Origin of the sequence: Serratia quinivorans (genome assembly GCF_946227985.1) — a bacterium.
Classification (GTDB): Bacteria; Pseudomonadota; Gammaproteobacteria; order Enterobacterales; family Enterobacteriaceae; genus Serratia; species Serratia quinivorans_A.
The window spans coordinates 62,327-77,463 of record NZ_CAMKGL010000006.1; the positions used below are offsets into that span (position 1 = coordinate 62,327).

Sequence of the window (15,137 nt, forward strand, 5' to 3'; positions counted from 1 at the left end):
CTTATTGTTTATTTCTTCTGCAAATCAATCTGGTAAACGGCAAAGCCGATGCTGTCTGTCCCTTCTGCTTTCATCGGGTACTGGGCATGCGCTTTGATAAACGCGGTGGCTTTGTCACTCGGTGAGGTTTCGAAGCGGATATCCAACGGCTGCGGGCTGCTGAACGTCGCCAGGCGCCAGTTATTATCCACCTGTGGCTTCACTGCGCCGTGTTGCCTGGTTTCAGCGCTGATATAAGCCGCCAGTACCGAACGGTTCTCATCCGGTGAGGCGAAGGCAATGTGTTGATCGCCGGTACCGGCAAACTTGCCGCCGTAGGCGCGGTAGTTATTGGTGGCAACCAGGAAGGTGGCGTTTGGATCGATCGGTTTGCCTTTGAACGTCAGCTCCTTGATGCGTTCCGCCTTGTCGTTAATTAACTGGCATTCGCCGTCGTAACGCGCCGGCTGGCTGACATCGACCTGATAATTAACCCCATCAATGACATCGAAGTTATAGGTGCGGAAACCGTCCCAGTTGATTAGGCCCTGTGGTTTGCTGCTGTTGATGTCGATTTGGTTGAACTGCCCGGCGGAACATTCCAGCCATTCCTTCACTTCTTTGCCGCTGGCTTTCACCACCACCAACGTATTGGGATAGAGGTAGAGGTCTGAAGCGTTACGGAAGGTGAGTTGGCCTTTTTCCACCTCAACGAAGCTGGCCGGATCGTTTTTGCGCCCCCCCACCTTGAACGGTGCCGCGGCTGACAGCACCGGCAGGTCAGCCAGATCCGGATCGCCCTGAATATAATGCTCGACGTAGGCCTTTTGCGCGTTATTCACGATCTGCACCGTCGGATCATCCTGCACCAGCGCCAGATAGCTGTACATGTTGTCGTCGGCCTTTCCGACAGGCTTGCTGACGAAGTCGCGCGTGCCTTTGTGATCTTCCGCCAGCACCTTCAGCAGGGTGGCGTCTTCCGCCGCCAGCGATTTTTTGTTCTCTTTGTCGTAAATCGGTCGAGCTTGCGCCTTGGCCGCCGTGACTTTCCAGGTGCCGCTGTCGTTATTCAATTGCAGATCGACCACGCCGAGGTGATCGCCCCACTGGCCCGGCATCACTGCCGGGATGCCGTTCAGCGTACCCTGTGCGATGTCAGCCCCTTTGATATTGGCGAAGTCCTTGCTGGGGAACACGGCGTGAGCATGGCCGAACATGATGGCATCGATGCCCGGTACCTGGCTGAGGTAGTACACCGAGTTTTCCGCCATGGCCTTGTACGGCTCGCTGGACAGACCGGAGTGCGGGATAGCCACAACCAGATCGGCGCCCTGTTTGCGAATTTCCGGCACGTAACGTTTAGCGGTTTCGGTGATGTCGTTGACGGTGACCTTGCCCTGCAAATTGGCTTTATCCCAAACCAGGATTTGCGGCGGCACAAAGCCGATATAACCGATGCGCAAACTATGTTCTTTGCCGTCACGGTCTTTTACCGGCGTATCGACGATAATGTAAGGAGTGAACAGGGGTTTTTGTGTTTTAGCGTCGATCACGTTGGCATTGATATACGGGAATTTGGCTCCGGCAATGGCATTCTTCAGATAGTCGAGCCCGTAGTTGAATTCATGGTTGCCGATATTACCGACCACATAATTCAGGGTATTCATTGCCTTATACACCGGGTGTACATCACCGGGTTTCAGGCCCTTGGCCGCCATATAATCGCCGAGCGGGCTGCCCTGAATAATGTCGCCGTTGTCTACCAGCACCGTATTGGCAGCCTGCTGGCGGGCTTGTTCAATCAGGCTGGCGGTACGCACCAGACCGAATTTATCGGTCGGTTTATCCTTGTAGTAATCGAAGTCCATCATGTTGCTGTGCAGATCGGTCGTTTCCAGCACGCGCAGATCGACCGTTGCCGCCTGTGCTGAGGCGCACACCAGCATAGCGAGGGCAGACAACGTCAGCGGACGCTTCATCATTTTTAGTTTTCTCCATTCCATTTTTCGAGTTTTATCGCAGAGGAACATGTAATTAACATTGGTTGTCTCACCAAACTGTGAAGTGTGGCAGAAAATAAGCCAGAGTAGGGCAGTAAATGTCACAGTTGTGACGGCAAAGACTCGAGCAATTACCGCGGGTTAAATCGTTGTGATGGATATTCCATGCAAAAAAAACTAGGCTGCTAGCAATGAGAAAGGGGAAATGACCCATGGAACCGTATACCCGTCATACTTGAAGCTGCCTCATTGTTGGCTGCGTCTACTCACCCCGGTCACATAGTGGACCAGGCTCCCGGGGATTCGTAGGCTTGCCGCCGCGATGCAGCTCCAATTATTTAGGGTATTTATCTGAGGTGAATGATGTTAGAGCAAATTTGCCAACTGTCCCGCGAGGCGGGCGCGGCGATCATGGCGGTATATGACGGTAAACAACCGCTTGATGTCGCACAGAAAAAAGATGATTCCCCGGTGACGGCGGCCGATCTGGCAGCGCACCACATTATCCAACGCGGCCTGGCGGCGTTAACGCCGGACATACCTTTATTGTCAGAGGAAGATCCGCCGAGCTGGGAAGTGCGGCAGAACTGGACGCGTTACTGGCTGGTCGATCCGCTGGATGGCACCAAGGAATTCCTCAACCGTAACGGCGAATTCACGGTAAATATTGCGCTGATTGAAGGCGGTGAAGCGGTGATGGGCGTGGTTTACGCCCCGGCAATCGACGTGTTGTACCTGGCCGAACGCGGCAAAGCCTGGAAAGAAGAAAAAGGCCAACGCCAGGCGATTGGCGTCAGTAATGCCAATCCGCCGTTGGTGGTGGTTAGCCGCTCGCACAGTGACGAAGAGCTGAGGGATTACCTGAATCAGTTAGGTGAGCATCAGACCGTATCTGTCGGTTCCTCGCTGAAGTTCTGCCTGGTGGCGGAAGGTAAAGCGCAGCTTTACCCACGTTTTGGACCGACCAATATCTGGGATACCGCCGCCGGACACGCGGTCGCGGTGGCGGCCGGAGCGCAGATCCACGACTGGCAGGGCAGGCCGCTGCTCTACACGCCGCGTGAGTCTTTCCTCAACCCCGGTTTCCGGGTTTCGCTGTTCTAATTCAGTTTGCCAGGAGTTGGTGCAGTTGGCTCATGACCTGCTGCACCTCTTCCGGCGTCAGTGCGCCGTCTTTGGCGAACTGGATCCTGCCTTGCTTGTCCAGCACCACAATGGCCGACCCCTTCGGCTGCAAATCCCAGGCTTTGCGCACGTTGCCGTTGCTGTCGACCACAAACTGCGACCAGGGGAACTCTTTCTTGCTGTCTTCAATGCTGCTGCGGACAAACATCGCTGTGCCGAGCAGGGCATCATCGGTATTTACGATTGTCGTCGTTTGGTAACGATCGTGCGGTAGCTTGGCTTTCTTAATCGCTTCAATCAGTGGGTCGTTCATGTCTTTGGCAGAGCTGCGGCCGGCAATATGCTGGATGACTCGCACTTTTCCACTGAGCTGCGCGCTATTCCAGTTTTGATAGCTAAACTTATCATTAGCGTAGTTCAACTCCCCTTTGTCGCTGACGCCAATTGGCGCTACGCGTTGCTGGAGCTGGAAGTTATGCGCAGAGGCAAAAAGAGGTGCAAACAGCAGGGATGCAATGAGCATGTGACTTTTTTTCATGCCTTCTCCTTGAAGGGGGAATGGTGCCGACAGCACCCGACAGCCTAAAGCATAGGTGGTGATCGGAGGTCTGTCCTGTTAGCCGGATCTCAGTTCTTTCTTCTGACCGCTAATACCCGGTTTTTGAAGGGATATACTGAAAAAGTTATATATAATCATATACAATTCTGTCAAAAAGTGTAAATCCAGTGAAGATCTCCGGGCGGAAATGAACGATATAGTCTTTACTAGGTCTACTACATGGCAATCAAGTTGCGTTCTTACTTTAGAGGCTGCCACCTTGGCGGCTCGCTGAACGCATGGACCAAACGGAGGAAAGTAATAGAATGAGAATCTTCCAGCGTTATAATCCGTTGAAAGTGGCGAAGTATGTTAAGACCCTGTTTCGTGGCCGGCTGTATATCAAAGATGTAGGCGCGTTCGAATTCGATGAAGGGAAAATTCTGCTGCCAAAAATTCGCGATCGGCGTCACTTCAGCGTGATGTCAGAGGTTAACCGTCAGGTGTTGTTGTTGCAGACCGAGATGGGTTGATCAACTACCCGTCGCCTTTCAAGCTGCAGCGTTGTTACCTGCCCCCCATCACTCCAGTTACTTACTAAAGTAAGCGCCTGGGGATGAGTGAGCTGGCCGCCTAGCTGCAACTCGAAATTCATAGGGTAATAGTTAGAGCACCTGCAAAAGCTAAAATAATTGCGGCCCCGTTTGGGGCCGCTGACGTTTTTATCGATTGAGATCAGGCCGCGGAGTTTTCTTCCGGTGTCTTCGGCAGTACCGATGCCGGTTTGTCGCTCAGCCTGGTTACCAACAGTTGGTCAATCTTGTAGCTGTCGATATCCACCACTTCAAACTTGTAGCCGGCGTATTTGACGAAGTCGGTTCGTTTCGGGATCTTGCGCAGCATATACATCATAAAGCCGCCGATGGTTTCGTAGTTGCCCGCCTGCGGGAACTCATCAATGTGCAGCACGCGCATTACATCGTCGATCGGCGTACCGCCCTCAATCAGCCATGAGCTTTCATCACGCGCCACGATCTGCTCTTCCTGGCCCTGGCCTACCAGATCGCCCATCAGCGTGGTCATCACGTCATTGAGTGTGATGATACCCACGACCAGCGCATATTCATTGAGAATAACCGCAAAGTCTTCACCGGCGGTTTTAAAGCTTTCCAGCGCTTCAGATAGCGTCAGGGTATCCGGCACGATCAGCGCCGAGCGGATCTGCACGCCGCTGCTCAGCACCAGGCTCTGATTGCCCAGCACGCGGTTCAACAGGTCTTTGGAGTCAACGTAGCCGACGACCTGATCGATATTGCCATCACACACCAGGAACTTGGAGTGCGGATGGGTTGAGACCTTCTCGATAATGCTTTCTTCGGTCTCACGCAGGTCGAAGTAAACCACGCTTTCGCGAGAGGTCATCGACGAAGGTACGGTGCGAGACTCCAGTTCGAAGACGTTTTCGATCAGCTCATGTTCCTGTTTGCGCAGCACACCCGCCAGGGCACCGGCTTCAACCACCGCATAAATATCGTCGGAGGTGATGTCGTCTTTGCGCACCATCGGCAGTTTGAACAGGCGGAAGATCAGGTTTGCCATGCCGTTGAAGAACCACACCAACGGCCGGAAAATCATGATCGAGAAACGCATCGGGTTGATGATCCGGACGGCAAACGTCTCTGGTGCAATCATACCGATGCGCTTCGGGGTCAAATCTGCAAACAGGATAAACAGGCTGGTTACCAGCACGAACGAACAGATGAAGCTGGCCTGCTCTGCCAGTTCAGGTGACAAAAAGCGATCGAACAATGGTTGGAATGTAGGAGAAAAGGCTGCATCACCGACGATACCGCCGAGAATAGCCACGGCGTTCAGGCCAATCTGCACCACGGTAAAATACAACCCCGGAGTTTCCTGCAGCTTGAGGACTTTGGCGGCATTGACGTTACCTTCGTCAGCCATCATTTTCAGTTTAATCTTGCGTGACGCGGCCAGAGATATTTCCGACAGTGAGAAGAACGCACTCACTGCGATCAGAAAAAGAATCAGTAAAATACTGTTTAACATAATCTATCCATACGTGCCGACGGGATGACGGCGCTCTTGAGGAAGGGTAGTACATTGTAAAAAAAGTAGCGATAACAACCAGAAAGGAGGCTATCAGGCCGCAGATGCGGCCCGCACAGTATAGCAGCAGCCCTACCGGGGCCGCCAGTGGTTAAAAATTACCGCCAATCTGCGGCTTAGCTCTGTGGGGGTAAGCAAACACCTATGCCGCCCAGGCCACAGTATCCTTCAGGATTCTTGTACAGGTACTGCTGGTGGTCGTCCTCGGCATAGTAGAACGGAAGTGCCGGTGCGACTTCGGTGGTGATGGTGCGTTTATCGCCGGCCTGCTCCATTGCCTGTTGGAAACGCTGCAGGCTGCTTTCCGCTTCGGTCTGCTGCTCTGGCGTCAGCGTATAAATCGCCGATCGGTACTGGGTACCGACGTCGCCGCCCTGACGCATGCCCTGAGCCGGGTCGTGGTTCTCCCAAAATACCTGCAGCAACTGCTTATAGCCGATGATTTTCGGATCGAATACCACTCGCACCACTTCCGTGTGGCCCGTTTGGCCGCTGCACACTTCGCGATAAGTCGGGTTTGGCGTATAGCCACCGCTGTAGCCTGCGGCGGTGCTGTAAACCCCTTGCTGCTGCCAGAACAGGCGTTCCACACCCCAGAAACACCCCATGGCGAAGATCGCTACTTCCATGCCGTCCGGCACTTGAGTCATTGAGTGATCGGTGACCACGTTAAGCGTGGCAACCGGCATGGGAGTGGTGCGGCCAGGCAATGCGTTTGCCTGGTCGACGGTTTGTGTTTTATCAAAAAATGGCACCACGGTTGACTCCTGTTGTCACAGTAAGAATTGGCCCAAGAGGCGGCAGTTAAGTTGTATCTAACCGCAACTTTGCCCACAATAAGCTACATATTGAGATTATGTCTCAGATTAACGCAGTATTTAGAGCGCCAAAAGATAAGAATGCGCCAGTTCACTGCGGCAGTAAAACCGTAACATGCAGCGTCTGGAAAAATGCTGAAAAGGGCCGCCGTCCTGATAGCGCGGAGTAGGCCCTGGCCCCAGAGCGAGTGTTATTACAGGAAAGTAAAATAAATTAATTAAGGAGAACACGTGCCACGATACCGTGCCCTGTGCTTTGTGTGTGCGCTGCTCGCCACGCCTGCGGCCTATTCGGCGAATGTGCGACTGCAGGTTGAAGGACTTAGTGGGGAACTGGAAAAGAACGTCCGGGTGCGTTTGTCATCCATCGCGCCGGAAGAGGTCAGTACGGATGGCCGTTTTCGCGCCCGTGTTGATGAAGCGGTCCGCCAGGGGCTGCGGGCACTCGGCTATTATCAGCCGACCATAGACTTTACGCTCGATGACCGGCCAGGGCTGGCTCGCCCGGTGCTGCACGCCAAGGTTAACCCTGGCGAACCGGTGCGAATTGCCGGTGCCAATATCGTGCTGGAAGGCGGTGCGAAAACCGATGACGACTATCTGGCGTTAGTCAAAAAAGGCAAGCCGACGATAGGCGAGATCCTCAATCACGGCAAATACGACAGTTTTAAAGGTTCGCTGACCGGTCTGGCGCTGCGTAAGGGCTATTTCGATGCCGATATGACCAAAAGCCAGCTCGGTGTGGCCGAAGATCTGCACAAGGCCTATTGGGACATCGATTTCAACAGTGGGCAGCGTTATCGCTTCGGCCAGGTGAAATTCACCGGCTCGCAAATTCGTGAAGACTATCTGCAAAATCTGGTGCCCTTTCATCAGGGGGATTATTACAGTTCGGAAGATCTGGCCGAGCTGAACCGCCGTTTATCCGCCACTAACTGGTTTAACTCGGTGGTGGTGTCCCCTGATTTCAACGATGCCAAAGAGAACAAGATTTTGCCGTTAGATGCGTTGGTATCGCCGCGCACGCGTAACACCATCGAAACCGGGGTCGGTTATTCCACCGACGTCGGTCCCCGAATCAAAGGCACCTGGAAAAAGCCCTGGCTTAACGACCGTGGTCACAGCCTGGAAACCAGTGCCAGTATTTCGGCTCCGGAACAGCAGCTCGATTTGACCTATAAAATCCCGTTATTGAAGAATCCACTGGAGCAGTACTACCTGCTGCAGGGTGGTTTCAAGAACGTTGATCTCAACGATACCAAGTCCGTCACGTCGAAAGCGGTGGTTTCCCGCAACTGGGATCTCTCCAGCGGTTGGCAGCGGGCGCTCAACCTGACCTGGCGTCTTGACCACTTTACTCAGGGTAACGTCACCAACACCACCATGCTGCTGTATCCCGGCGTTAGCGTTAACCGCACCCGTTCACGCGGTGGTCTGATGCCCACCTGGGGGGACAGCCAGCGCTATTCTATTGATGTGTCTGACAGCACCTGGGGGTCTGATGTGGACTTCGCGCTGATGCAGGCGCAGAACGTTTGGATCCGCACCCTGGCCGACAAGCACCGTTTTGTTGCACGTGGGCAGGTGGGTTGGATTGAAACCAACGACTTTGAAAGAGTGCCGCCAGACCTGCGATTCTTCGCCGGTGGCGATCGCAGCATTCGTGGCTACAAGTACAAGGGTATTTCACCCCGCGATGGCGACGGTAAGCTGACGGGTGCTTCCAAAATGCTGACCGGCTCGCTGGAGTATCAATACAACGTGACCGGTAAATGGTGGGGCGCGGTGTTTGTCGATTCAGGCGAAGCAGTGAACGATATCAAGCAGAGCGACTTTAAGACCGGCGCCGGCTTCGGCGTGCGCTGGCAGTCACCGGTTGGGCCGGTGAAGCTGGATATCGCCGCCCCGGTTGGGGATAAAGACACCCACGGGGTGCAGTTCTATATTGGCTTGGGGCCTGAACTATGAGCCTGATAAAAAAGATTTGCCTGGGTTTCCTGATTGTCTTGCTATTGCTGATCGGCGGCGTTGCGTATCTGCTCGGAACCACCAGTGGTCTGCATTTGGTTATCAACAGTGCGGCACGCTGGGTGCCGGGGCTGGACATTGCCAGCGTCACCGGCGGCTGGCGCGACCTGACGCTGAAAGGTGTGAAATACCAGATGCCGGGCGTGACGGTAAATGCCGGGCAGTTCCATCTGTCGCTCGATCTGGCCTGTTTTAAAAACAGTTCACTGTGCGTTAACGCCCTGACTGCGCAGGACGTGGACGTGGTGGTGAAAACCAAAGAAATGACGCCGTCCGCACCGGTGGCAGAAACCAGTGAGCCCACTACCAACCTGAGCACGCCGTACCCCATCACTTTGCGCATGCTGGCGCTGAACAACGTTAAGGTCAGCGTCGACGATACGGCCATTTCTCTTGGCGAATTCCGGACTGGCGCACAGTGGCAAGAACGTGCTCTGACCCTGCTGCCAACCAAAATCAGCGGCTTGCTGATAGCCCTGCCGAAAACGCCGCAGAACCCACTGCCGGAGGCGGTGCAACCGGTGGTTGAGGTGGCGAAAAAGGTCGAGGAAAAAGCCAATCAGAGCGCGAAGCCGGCTCCTCAGCCGGAAGAGAAGCCGTTGGGCGAAACCTTGAAAGAACTGTTTGCCAAGCCGTTGCTGCCGGATCTGCCGGACATTCGCCTGCCGCTGGATATCACCGTCAAGGAGATCAGCGGTGAACAACTGCGATTGACCGGTGATACCGACGTGCTGATCACCAGCCTGCTGCTGCAGGCCAGTACTCTGGATCAACATATCCAGCTGGACAATTTTGATGTGAAATCCCCCCAGGGCACGCTGTCGGCTCAGGGGCAAGCTACGCTGACCGGCAGTTGGCCGGTGGAAATGGTGGCCAACAGCACGTTGAACATCGAGCCTTTGAAAGGCGAAAAGGTGAAGCTGAACATTGGCGGCGGGCTGCGTGAAGAACTCAAGGTAGCGCTCAACCTGTCCGGTCCAGTCGGTGCGCAGCTTGATCTGCAAACCCAACTGGCTGAAGCAGGTTTACCGCTAGCGCTGACGCTGCAAAGCAAACAGCTGAAATGGCCGCTAAGCGGTGAGTCGCAATACCAGATCAACGATTTCCGCCTGCGCTTCAATGGCAAGGCAACCGACTATGCGTTGTCGACCCGCGCCAATATCAAAGGCAAGGACTTGCCTCCGGCGGTGCTGACGCTGGACGGCAAAGGCAACATTGAACAGTTCAAACTGGATCGCCTGCGGTTGGCGGCCTTGCAGGGTAATACCGATCTGACTGCGCTGGTGGACTGGAGCAAGGCCATCAGTTGGAATTCACAGCTGACGCTGAGCGGCATCAATACTGCCAAACAGTGGCCTGAGTGGCCGGCGAAGCTGGACGGCAAAATCACCACCCGCGGCAGTCTGCACGGCGGCAGTTGGCAATTACAGGTGCCGGTGCTGCAGCTCGACGGTAACGTGAAGCAAAACAAGGTCACTGCGCGCGGTACGCTCAGCGGCAACGCTGCCGGGCAGTGGAAAATTCCAGGTATCGATTTGACGCTGGGACGCAACCAGCTGAACGTCAAAGGCCAACTGGACGAGAAGAGTTGGAATCTGGATGCAAATATCGACGCACCGCGCCTCGACGGCGCTTTGCCAGGACTGGGCGGTACGGCGAAAGGCCTGCTTAAACTACGTGGCAACCTGCAGGCGCCTCAGTTGCTGGCAGACCTGACCGCGTCTGGCCTGCAGTGGCAGGCATTGCGTATCAACCGAGTAAAAATTGACGGCGACGTGCGCTCCAGTGACCAGATTCAGGGGCAATTGGCGGTACGCGTCGAACAGCTGAAGCAAGATGCGTTGGATATCAACCTGCTTCAGCTTACTGCCAAAGGCAGTGAAAAACAGCACCAACTGCAGCTGAAAATTGACGGCAAACCGGTGTCTGGCCAATTGGCGCTGCAGGGCAGTTTCGATCGCGAGCAGCAACGCTGGCGCGGCAACCTGAATAATACTCGCTTTGATACCCCGGTGGGTGAATGGCGGTTAAGTCGAGCCATCGCGCTAGATTATCTGAATACCGCACAGAAAATCAGTATCGGGCCGCACTGCTGGCAGAACCCGAATGCCGAGCTCTGCGTACCAAAAACCATTGAAGCCGGACAAAGCGGTCAGGCCAGCGTGGTGTTGAACCGCTTTGATCTGGCGATGATCAAGCCTTTCCTCGGTCCCGAGACGGCGCTGAGCGGCGTGTTCACCGGGCGGGCGGACGTTAGCTGGAAACCGGGCGGTGCGCTGCCGGAGGCGAAAGTTTCGCTGGTGGGCAATGGGGTGAAGGTGGTACAGCAGGTACAGGGTAATGCGCTGCCGATTGCCTTTGACAAGCTGAACCTTAACGCAGGCCTCGCCAATGGTCGGGCGCAGGCCGACTGGTTGATCAAGTTGACCAATAATGGCCAATTTGACGGTAACGTTCAGGTTGTCGATCCTCAGGTGCGTCGCAATATCAGCGGTAACGTCAACATTACCAATATTTCACTGGCGATGATTAACCCGGCGCTGATGCAGGGGGAAAAAGCGGCGGGCATGTTGAATGCCAACCTGCGGCTGGGTGGTAACGCGCAGAAACCTTTGGTGTATGGCCGTATGGCGTTGGACAAGGTCGATATTGACGGTCACTGGATGCCGTTCGACATGACCGAAGGTCGGCTGGCGATGAACTTTGACGGTATGACCTCGACGCTGGAAGGCCTGGTCAGCACCACCCACGGTCAGCTTAATCTGTCCGGCGACGCCGACTGGCGTGATATCAACGCCTGGCGTGCCCGCATTGCCGCCAAGGGCGATAAATTGCGGGTGACGGTACCGCCGATGATCCGCATCGACGTTTCACCGGATCTGGTATTTGAAGCCACGCCGCAGCTGTTCTCACTTAATGGTTCGGTAGATATTCCGTGGGCGCGTATTACGGTACAAGATCTGCCTGAAAGCGCGGTCGGCGTTTCTTCCGATGAAGTGATGCTGGATGACCAACTTAAACCGATACAGCCGAAAACGGCTTCGATCCCGATCAACAGCAACCTGATGATCCACGTTGGCAACGATGTGCGACTGGATGCCTTTGGCCTGAAAGCGCGGTTGAAGGGCGATCTGAAAGTGGTGCAGGATAAGAACGGTCTGGGCCTGAATGGTCAGATTGACATCCCTTCCGGTCGCTTCCATGCTTATGGTCAGGATTTGATTGTCCGCAAGGGCCAGTTGATGTTCTCGGGTCCGCCGGACCAGCCGTTGCTGAATCTTGAGGCGATCCGTAATCCGGACTCGACCGAAGATGGCGTCACCGCTGGAGTACGCGTCACCGGGTTGGCGGATGCACCTAAGCTGGAAGTATTCTCGGATCCGGCCAAATCTCAGCAGGAAGCGCTGTCTTATCTGCTGCGCGGCCAGGGATTGGGCAGTTCCGGTGCTGATGGCAACGCAATGACCTCAATGTTAATTGGGATGGGGGTTGCACAAAGTGGTCAACTTGTGGGTAAAATCGGCGAGGCATTTGGCGTAAGCAATTTGGCCCTGGATACTCAGGGGGTTGGCGACAGTTCCCAGGTTGTCGTCAGCGGTTATGTTCTCCCAGGCTTACAAGTAAAATATGGGGTGGGCATTTTCGACTCATTGGCCACACTGACGTTGCGTTACCGCCTGATGCCTAAATTGTATCTTGAAGCGGTGTCTGGTCTCGACCAGGCATTAGATTTGCTCTATCAGTTTGAGTTTTAGCGATGCGAATAATTGTCTACGGCAGTTTACGACGCAAACAGGGAAACAGCCATTGGATGACTAACGCCCAATGGTTAGGCGAGCATGAGCTCGAAGGCTATCAGATTTATAATCTGGGTCATTACCCGGCGGCGATCCCTGGAGAGGGCACGGTACATTGTGAGGTGTACCGCATCAACTCATCGATTTTGGCTGAGCTGGACGAACTGAAAAGCAACACCAAGGACTATAAGCGCGAGCTGATTCAGACGCCTTATGGAAGTGCGTGGATCTACCTGTATAAACACAGTGTGGACGGTTACCCGCGGATTAACAGCGGTGACTGGCTGAGGCGTCTCGACGAAAAGTAAAAAAAACACCGCTCACTGAGCGGTGTTTTTTTATCGGCCGGCGGCTAAGAATTACTTCTTGGCAGCACGTTCGAAAGAGGCAACGATTTCAGCTTTGGCAGCGGCAGCGTCTGCCCAGCCTTCCACTTTCACCCATTTGCCCTTCTCCAGATCTTTGTAGTGCTCAAAGAAATGAGAGATCTGTGCTTTCAGCAGTTCCGGCAGGTCGTTCACATCTTTGATGTGATCGTACTCTTTGCTCAGTTTGCTGTGTGGAACGGCAACCAGTTTCGCATCTTCACCGGCTTCGTCGGTCATCTTCAGTACGCCCACCGGACGGCAGCGGATCACTGAGCCAGGCTGCAGCGGGTATGGCGTTGGTACCAGCACGTCAACCGGATCACCGTCCAGAGACAGGGTGTGGTTGATGTAACCGTAGTTGCACGGATAGAACATCGCGGTGGACATGAAACGGTCAACAAACAGCGCGCCGGTGTCCTTGTCGATTTCATATTTGATCGGATCGGCATTGGCCGGGATTTCGATAACTACGTAGATGTCTTCTGGCAGGTCTTTGCCAGCAGGGACGTTAAGCAAGCTCATGTCGGTTTCCTTTAATCAAACCAGAAATGGAGTGGCGGCTATTATAGCGGACTCTTTTGCGATTTCCTGCCCTTTTCATCACCCAAACCCCGGCAGACAGTCATCCACTGAATTTCCAGATTAATCCTCCAGCGACGTTAAGTTTTTCCCAGGGTTGCCGATAACTTCATCAAATAATAATGAGTCGGCGAAGTCTGGCTCCGCGTTTTACCTCCTCTACGTTAGAACTCACTATTTCTGAAGCCGGGAAGAACTCATGTTAAAAAAGATTACGGTCAAGGCCGGGCTGATTGCCTTGCTGAGCCTGATGACGCTGCTGTTGATTATGGTCAGCACCATCGGCGTCAACGCCATTAACGAAGGGTCGCGATCGTTGCACACCCTGAACCAGATTTTAGGGGAAGAACTGGGGTCGTTGGCCAGTAGCTCTAACCTGACGCTACGCGCCAGAACGGCCGCCTCATTGGCGGTGCGCCAGCGTGAAATCGGCCAGATCGAGGTGTCCGACGCCACTGTGGGTCGTATTTATGACTATCTTGCACAGTCGAAGCAGGAAATGGCGCGCTTTGTCAGCGTCGGCACCGTGACCGAACGTGGGCGCGAACTGTCCACTCGCCTGCAAAACAGTTACCGCGCCTACCTGGAACAGGGCGTCAGACCGATGGCCGACGCCATCAAGGCCGGCAAAGTTGATGACTATTACGACATCCAGGAAACCAAAATCTCTGCCCTGAGCATCGCTTTCGAAAAAGACCTCAGCGACTTCCGCAGCTTTGCCATGAAGATCGGCCAGCAACGGGTGCATGAAGCGGAAAGCAACGCCAGCACCAAGATTACCCTGATCCTGATCGCCGGCCTGCTCAGTGTGTTACTGGCGGTATTGGCCTGGTTCGCGCTGCGGGTGATCATTCTGCGCCCACTCGATGAGTCCATCGCCCAGCTGGAACATATCGCCGGGGGCGACCTGACGCACGACATCACCGGCGAAGGGGAAACCGAAATGGGTCGTCTGATCCGTGCGATGCAGCGGATGCAACAGGCGCTGGTCAGTTCGGTCAGCAAGGTTCGTGATGCCAGCAGCCAAATTGACACCGGCTCACGCGAGTTGGCCGCCGGCAACCTTCATCTGGCGCAGCGCACCGAAGAGTCGGCGGCTTCGCTGGAGGAAACCGCCGCCAGCATGGAACAACTGACCTCGACGGTGAAAATGAACGCCGAGAATTGCGAGCAGGCCAATCAGCTGGCGCTCAGCGTCTCCGATATTGCCAATCAGGGCAGTGAGGTGGTTAGCCAGGTGATGGACAAGATGCAGGCCATTACCGATAGCTCGCGGCGTATCGCCGATATTATCAGCGTGATGGACGGTATTTCCTTCCAGACCAATATCCTGGCGCTGAATGCGGCGGTAGAGGCGGCGCGCGCAGGTGAGCAAGGCCGTGGCTTCGCCGTGGTGGCGGGCGAGGTACGCAGCCTGGCTCAGCGCAGTGCGCAATCGGCCAAGGAGATCAAAGGGTTGATCGAAGCGTCGCAGAGTCGGGTGCAGGAAGGTGAGCAGATGGCCGAATCCGCGGCGAGAACCATGAATGGTATTAGCGGTGAGGTCGGGCGTGTGACGGCGTTGATGCGGGAAATTTCTGCGGCTACGCGTGAGCAAAGTAGCGGTATTGAACAGGTCAATCTGGCGGTGGCGCAGATGGATCAGGTGGCGCAGCAAAATGCGGCCTTGGTCGAGGAGTCGGCGGCGGCAACGCGCTCGCTGGAGGATCAGGCTCAGTTGCTGGCCCAGAGTATGGCGGCGTTCAAACTATAATGCAGGGGGGCGACAGGCGCCCCCC

11 protein-coding genes are annotated in these 15,137 nt (G+C 54.9%); 6 read left to right on the top strand and 5 right to left on the bottom strand.

All coding sequences use genetic code 11. The annotated features are described in order from the left end of the window. Positions 1-8: 8 nt before the first annotated feature. Positions 9-1,961: a bifunctional 2',3'-cyclic-nucleotide 2'-phosphodiesterase/3'-nucleotidase gene (locus OCH02_RS16120; protein WP_261432068.1), complete on the bottom strand. Its 1,953-nt coding sequence runs from the start codon at positions 1,959-1,961 to the stop codon at positions 9-11. A 381-nt stretch (positions 1,962-2,342) separates the two neighbouring features. Here OCH02_RS16120 and cysQ point away from each other — a divergent pair, with 381 nt between their 5' ends. After that, positions 2,343-3,083 carry a 3'(2'),5'-bisphosphate nucleotidase CysQ gene (gene cysQ, locus OCH02_RS16125; RefSeq protein ID WP_261432069.1) on the top strand — a complete coding sequence of 247 codons (741 nt, stop codon included), beginning with the start codon at positions 2,343-2,345 and terminating at the stop codon, positions 3,081-3,083. Between the two features lies 1 nt (position 3,084). On the opposite strand, the gene OCH02_RS16130 is transcribed toward cysQ, so the two are convergent. After that, positions 3,085-3,642 (bottom strand): YtfJ family protein, encoded by a 558-nt coding sequence (locus OCH02_RS16130; RefSeq protein WP_261421457.1) that lies wholly within the window; start codon positions 3,640-3,642, stop codon positions 3,085-3,087. Positions 3,643-3,968: 326 nt separating this feature from the next. On the opposite strand from OCH02_RS16130, the gene OCH02_RS16135 reads away from it, so the two are divergent. Next, positions 3,969-4,175 carry a DUF1107 domain-containing protein gene (locus tag OCH02_RS16135; protein WP_012004917.1) on the top strand — a complete coding sequence of 69 codons (207 nt, stop codon included), beginning with the start codon at positions 3,969-3,971 and terminating at the stop codon, positions 4,173-4,175. A gap of 202 nt (positions 4,176-4,377) precedes the next feature. On the opposite strand, the gene OCH02_RS16140 is transcribed toward OCH02_RS16135, so the two are convergent. Together OCH02_RS16140 and msrA are read right to left on the bottom strand one after the other, a co-directional pair. Further along, a complete protein-coding gene (locus tag OCH02_RS16140) occupies positions 4,378-5,709 on the bottom strand; it encodes a hemolysin family protein (RefSeq protein WP_261432070.1) in 1,332 nt (443 codons plus the stop codon). 176 nt (positions 5,710-5,885) lie between these two features. Further along, entirely contained in the window at positions 5,886-6,527 is a 642-nt protein-coding gene (gene msrA / locus OCH02_RS16145) for a peptide-methionine (S)-S-oxide reductase MsrA (RefSeq protein ID WP_410001262.1), read from the bottom strand. A gap of 291 nt (positions 6,528-6,818) precedes the next feature. Between msrA and OCH02_RS16150 the strand changes: the two genes are divergently transcribed. The 3 genes from OCH02_RS16150 to OCH02_RS16160 are packed head-to-tail and all read left to right on the top strand — an operon-like array spanning position 6,819 to position 12,720. Further along, complete coding sequence (locus OCH02_RS16150; protein ID WP_261432071.1) at positions 6,819-8,555, top strand: autotransporter assembly complex protein TamA; 1,737 nt, start codon at positions 6,819-6,821, stop codon at positions 8,553-8,555. Then, positions 8,552-12,370, top strand: a complete 3,819-nt coding sequence (locus OCH02_RS16155) for a translocation/assembly module TamB domain-containing protein (RefSeq protein WP_261432072.1) — start codon at positions 8,552-8,554, stop codon at positions 12,368-12,370. The genes OCH02_RS16150 and OCH02_RS16155 overlap by 4 nt, the downstream gene beginning before the upstream one ends. 2 nt (positions 12,371-12,372) lie before the next feature. Further along, positions 12,373-12,720 carry a gamma-glutamylcyclotransferase gene (locus tag OCH02_RS16160; RefSeq protein ID WP_061807503.1) on the top strand — a complete coding sequence of 116 codons (348 nt, stop codon included), beginning with the start codon at positions 12,373-12,375 and terminating at the stop codon, positions 12,718-12,720. A 51-nt stretch (positions 12,721-12,771) separates the two neighbouring features. Here OCH02_RS16160 and ppa read toward each other — a convergent pair whose 3' ends face one another. Then, positions 12,772-13,302, bottom strand: a complete 531-nt coding sequence (gene ppa, locus OCH02_RS16165) for an inorganic diphosphatase (RefSeq protein ID WP_153858279.1) — start codon at positions 13,300-13,302, stop codon at positions 12,772-12,774. 256 nt (positions 13,303-13,558) lie between these two features. Between ppa and OCH02_RS16170 the strand changes: the two genes are divergently transcribed. Then, a complete protein-coding gene (locus OCH02_RS16170; protein ID WP_261432073.1) occupies positions 13,559-15,112 on the top strand; it encodes a methyl-accepting chemotaxis protein in 1,554 nt (517 codons plus the stop codon). The last annotated feature ends 25 nt before the right edge of the window (positions 15,113-15,137 follow it).

Coding starts and splice junctions, on each gene's coding strand:
- OCH02_RS16120 (WP_261432068.1), bottom strand. CDS start 1,961: ATGATGAAGCGTCCGCTGACGTTGTCTGCCCTCGCTATGCTGGTGTGC.
- cysQ (WP_261432069.1), top strand. CDS start 2,343: ATGTTAGAGCAAATTTGCCAACTGTCCCGCGAGGCGGGCGCGGCGATC.
- OCH02_RS16130 (WP_261421457.1), bottom strand. CDS start 3,642: ATGAAAAAAAGTCACATGCTCATTGCATCCCTGCTGTTTGCACCTCTT.
- OCH02_RS16135 (WP_012004917.1), top strand. CDS start 3,969: ATGAGAATCTTCCAGCGTTATAATCCGTTGAAAGTGGCGAAGTATGTT.
- OCH02_RS16140 (WP_261432070.1), bottom strand. CDS start 5,709: ATGTTAAACAGTATTTTACTGATTCTTTTTCTGATCGCAGTGAGTGCG.
- OCH02_RS16155 (WP_261432072.1), top strand. CDS start 8,552: ATGAGCCTGATAAAAAAGATTTGCCTGGGTTTCCTGATTGTCTTGCTA.
- OCH02_RS16160 (WP_061807503.1), top strand. CDS start 12,373: ATGCGAATAATTGTCTACGGCAGTTTACGACGCAAACAGGGAAACAGC.
- ppa (WP_153858279.1), bottom strand. CDS start 13,302: ATGAGCTTGCTTAACGTCCCTGCTGGCAAAGACCTGCCAGAAGACATC.
- OCH02_RS16170 (WP_261432073.1), top strand. CDS start 13,559: ATGTTAAAAAAGATTACGGTCAAGGCCGGGCTGATTGCCTTGCTGAGC.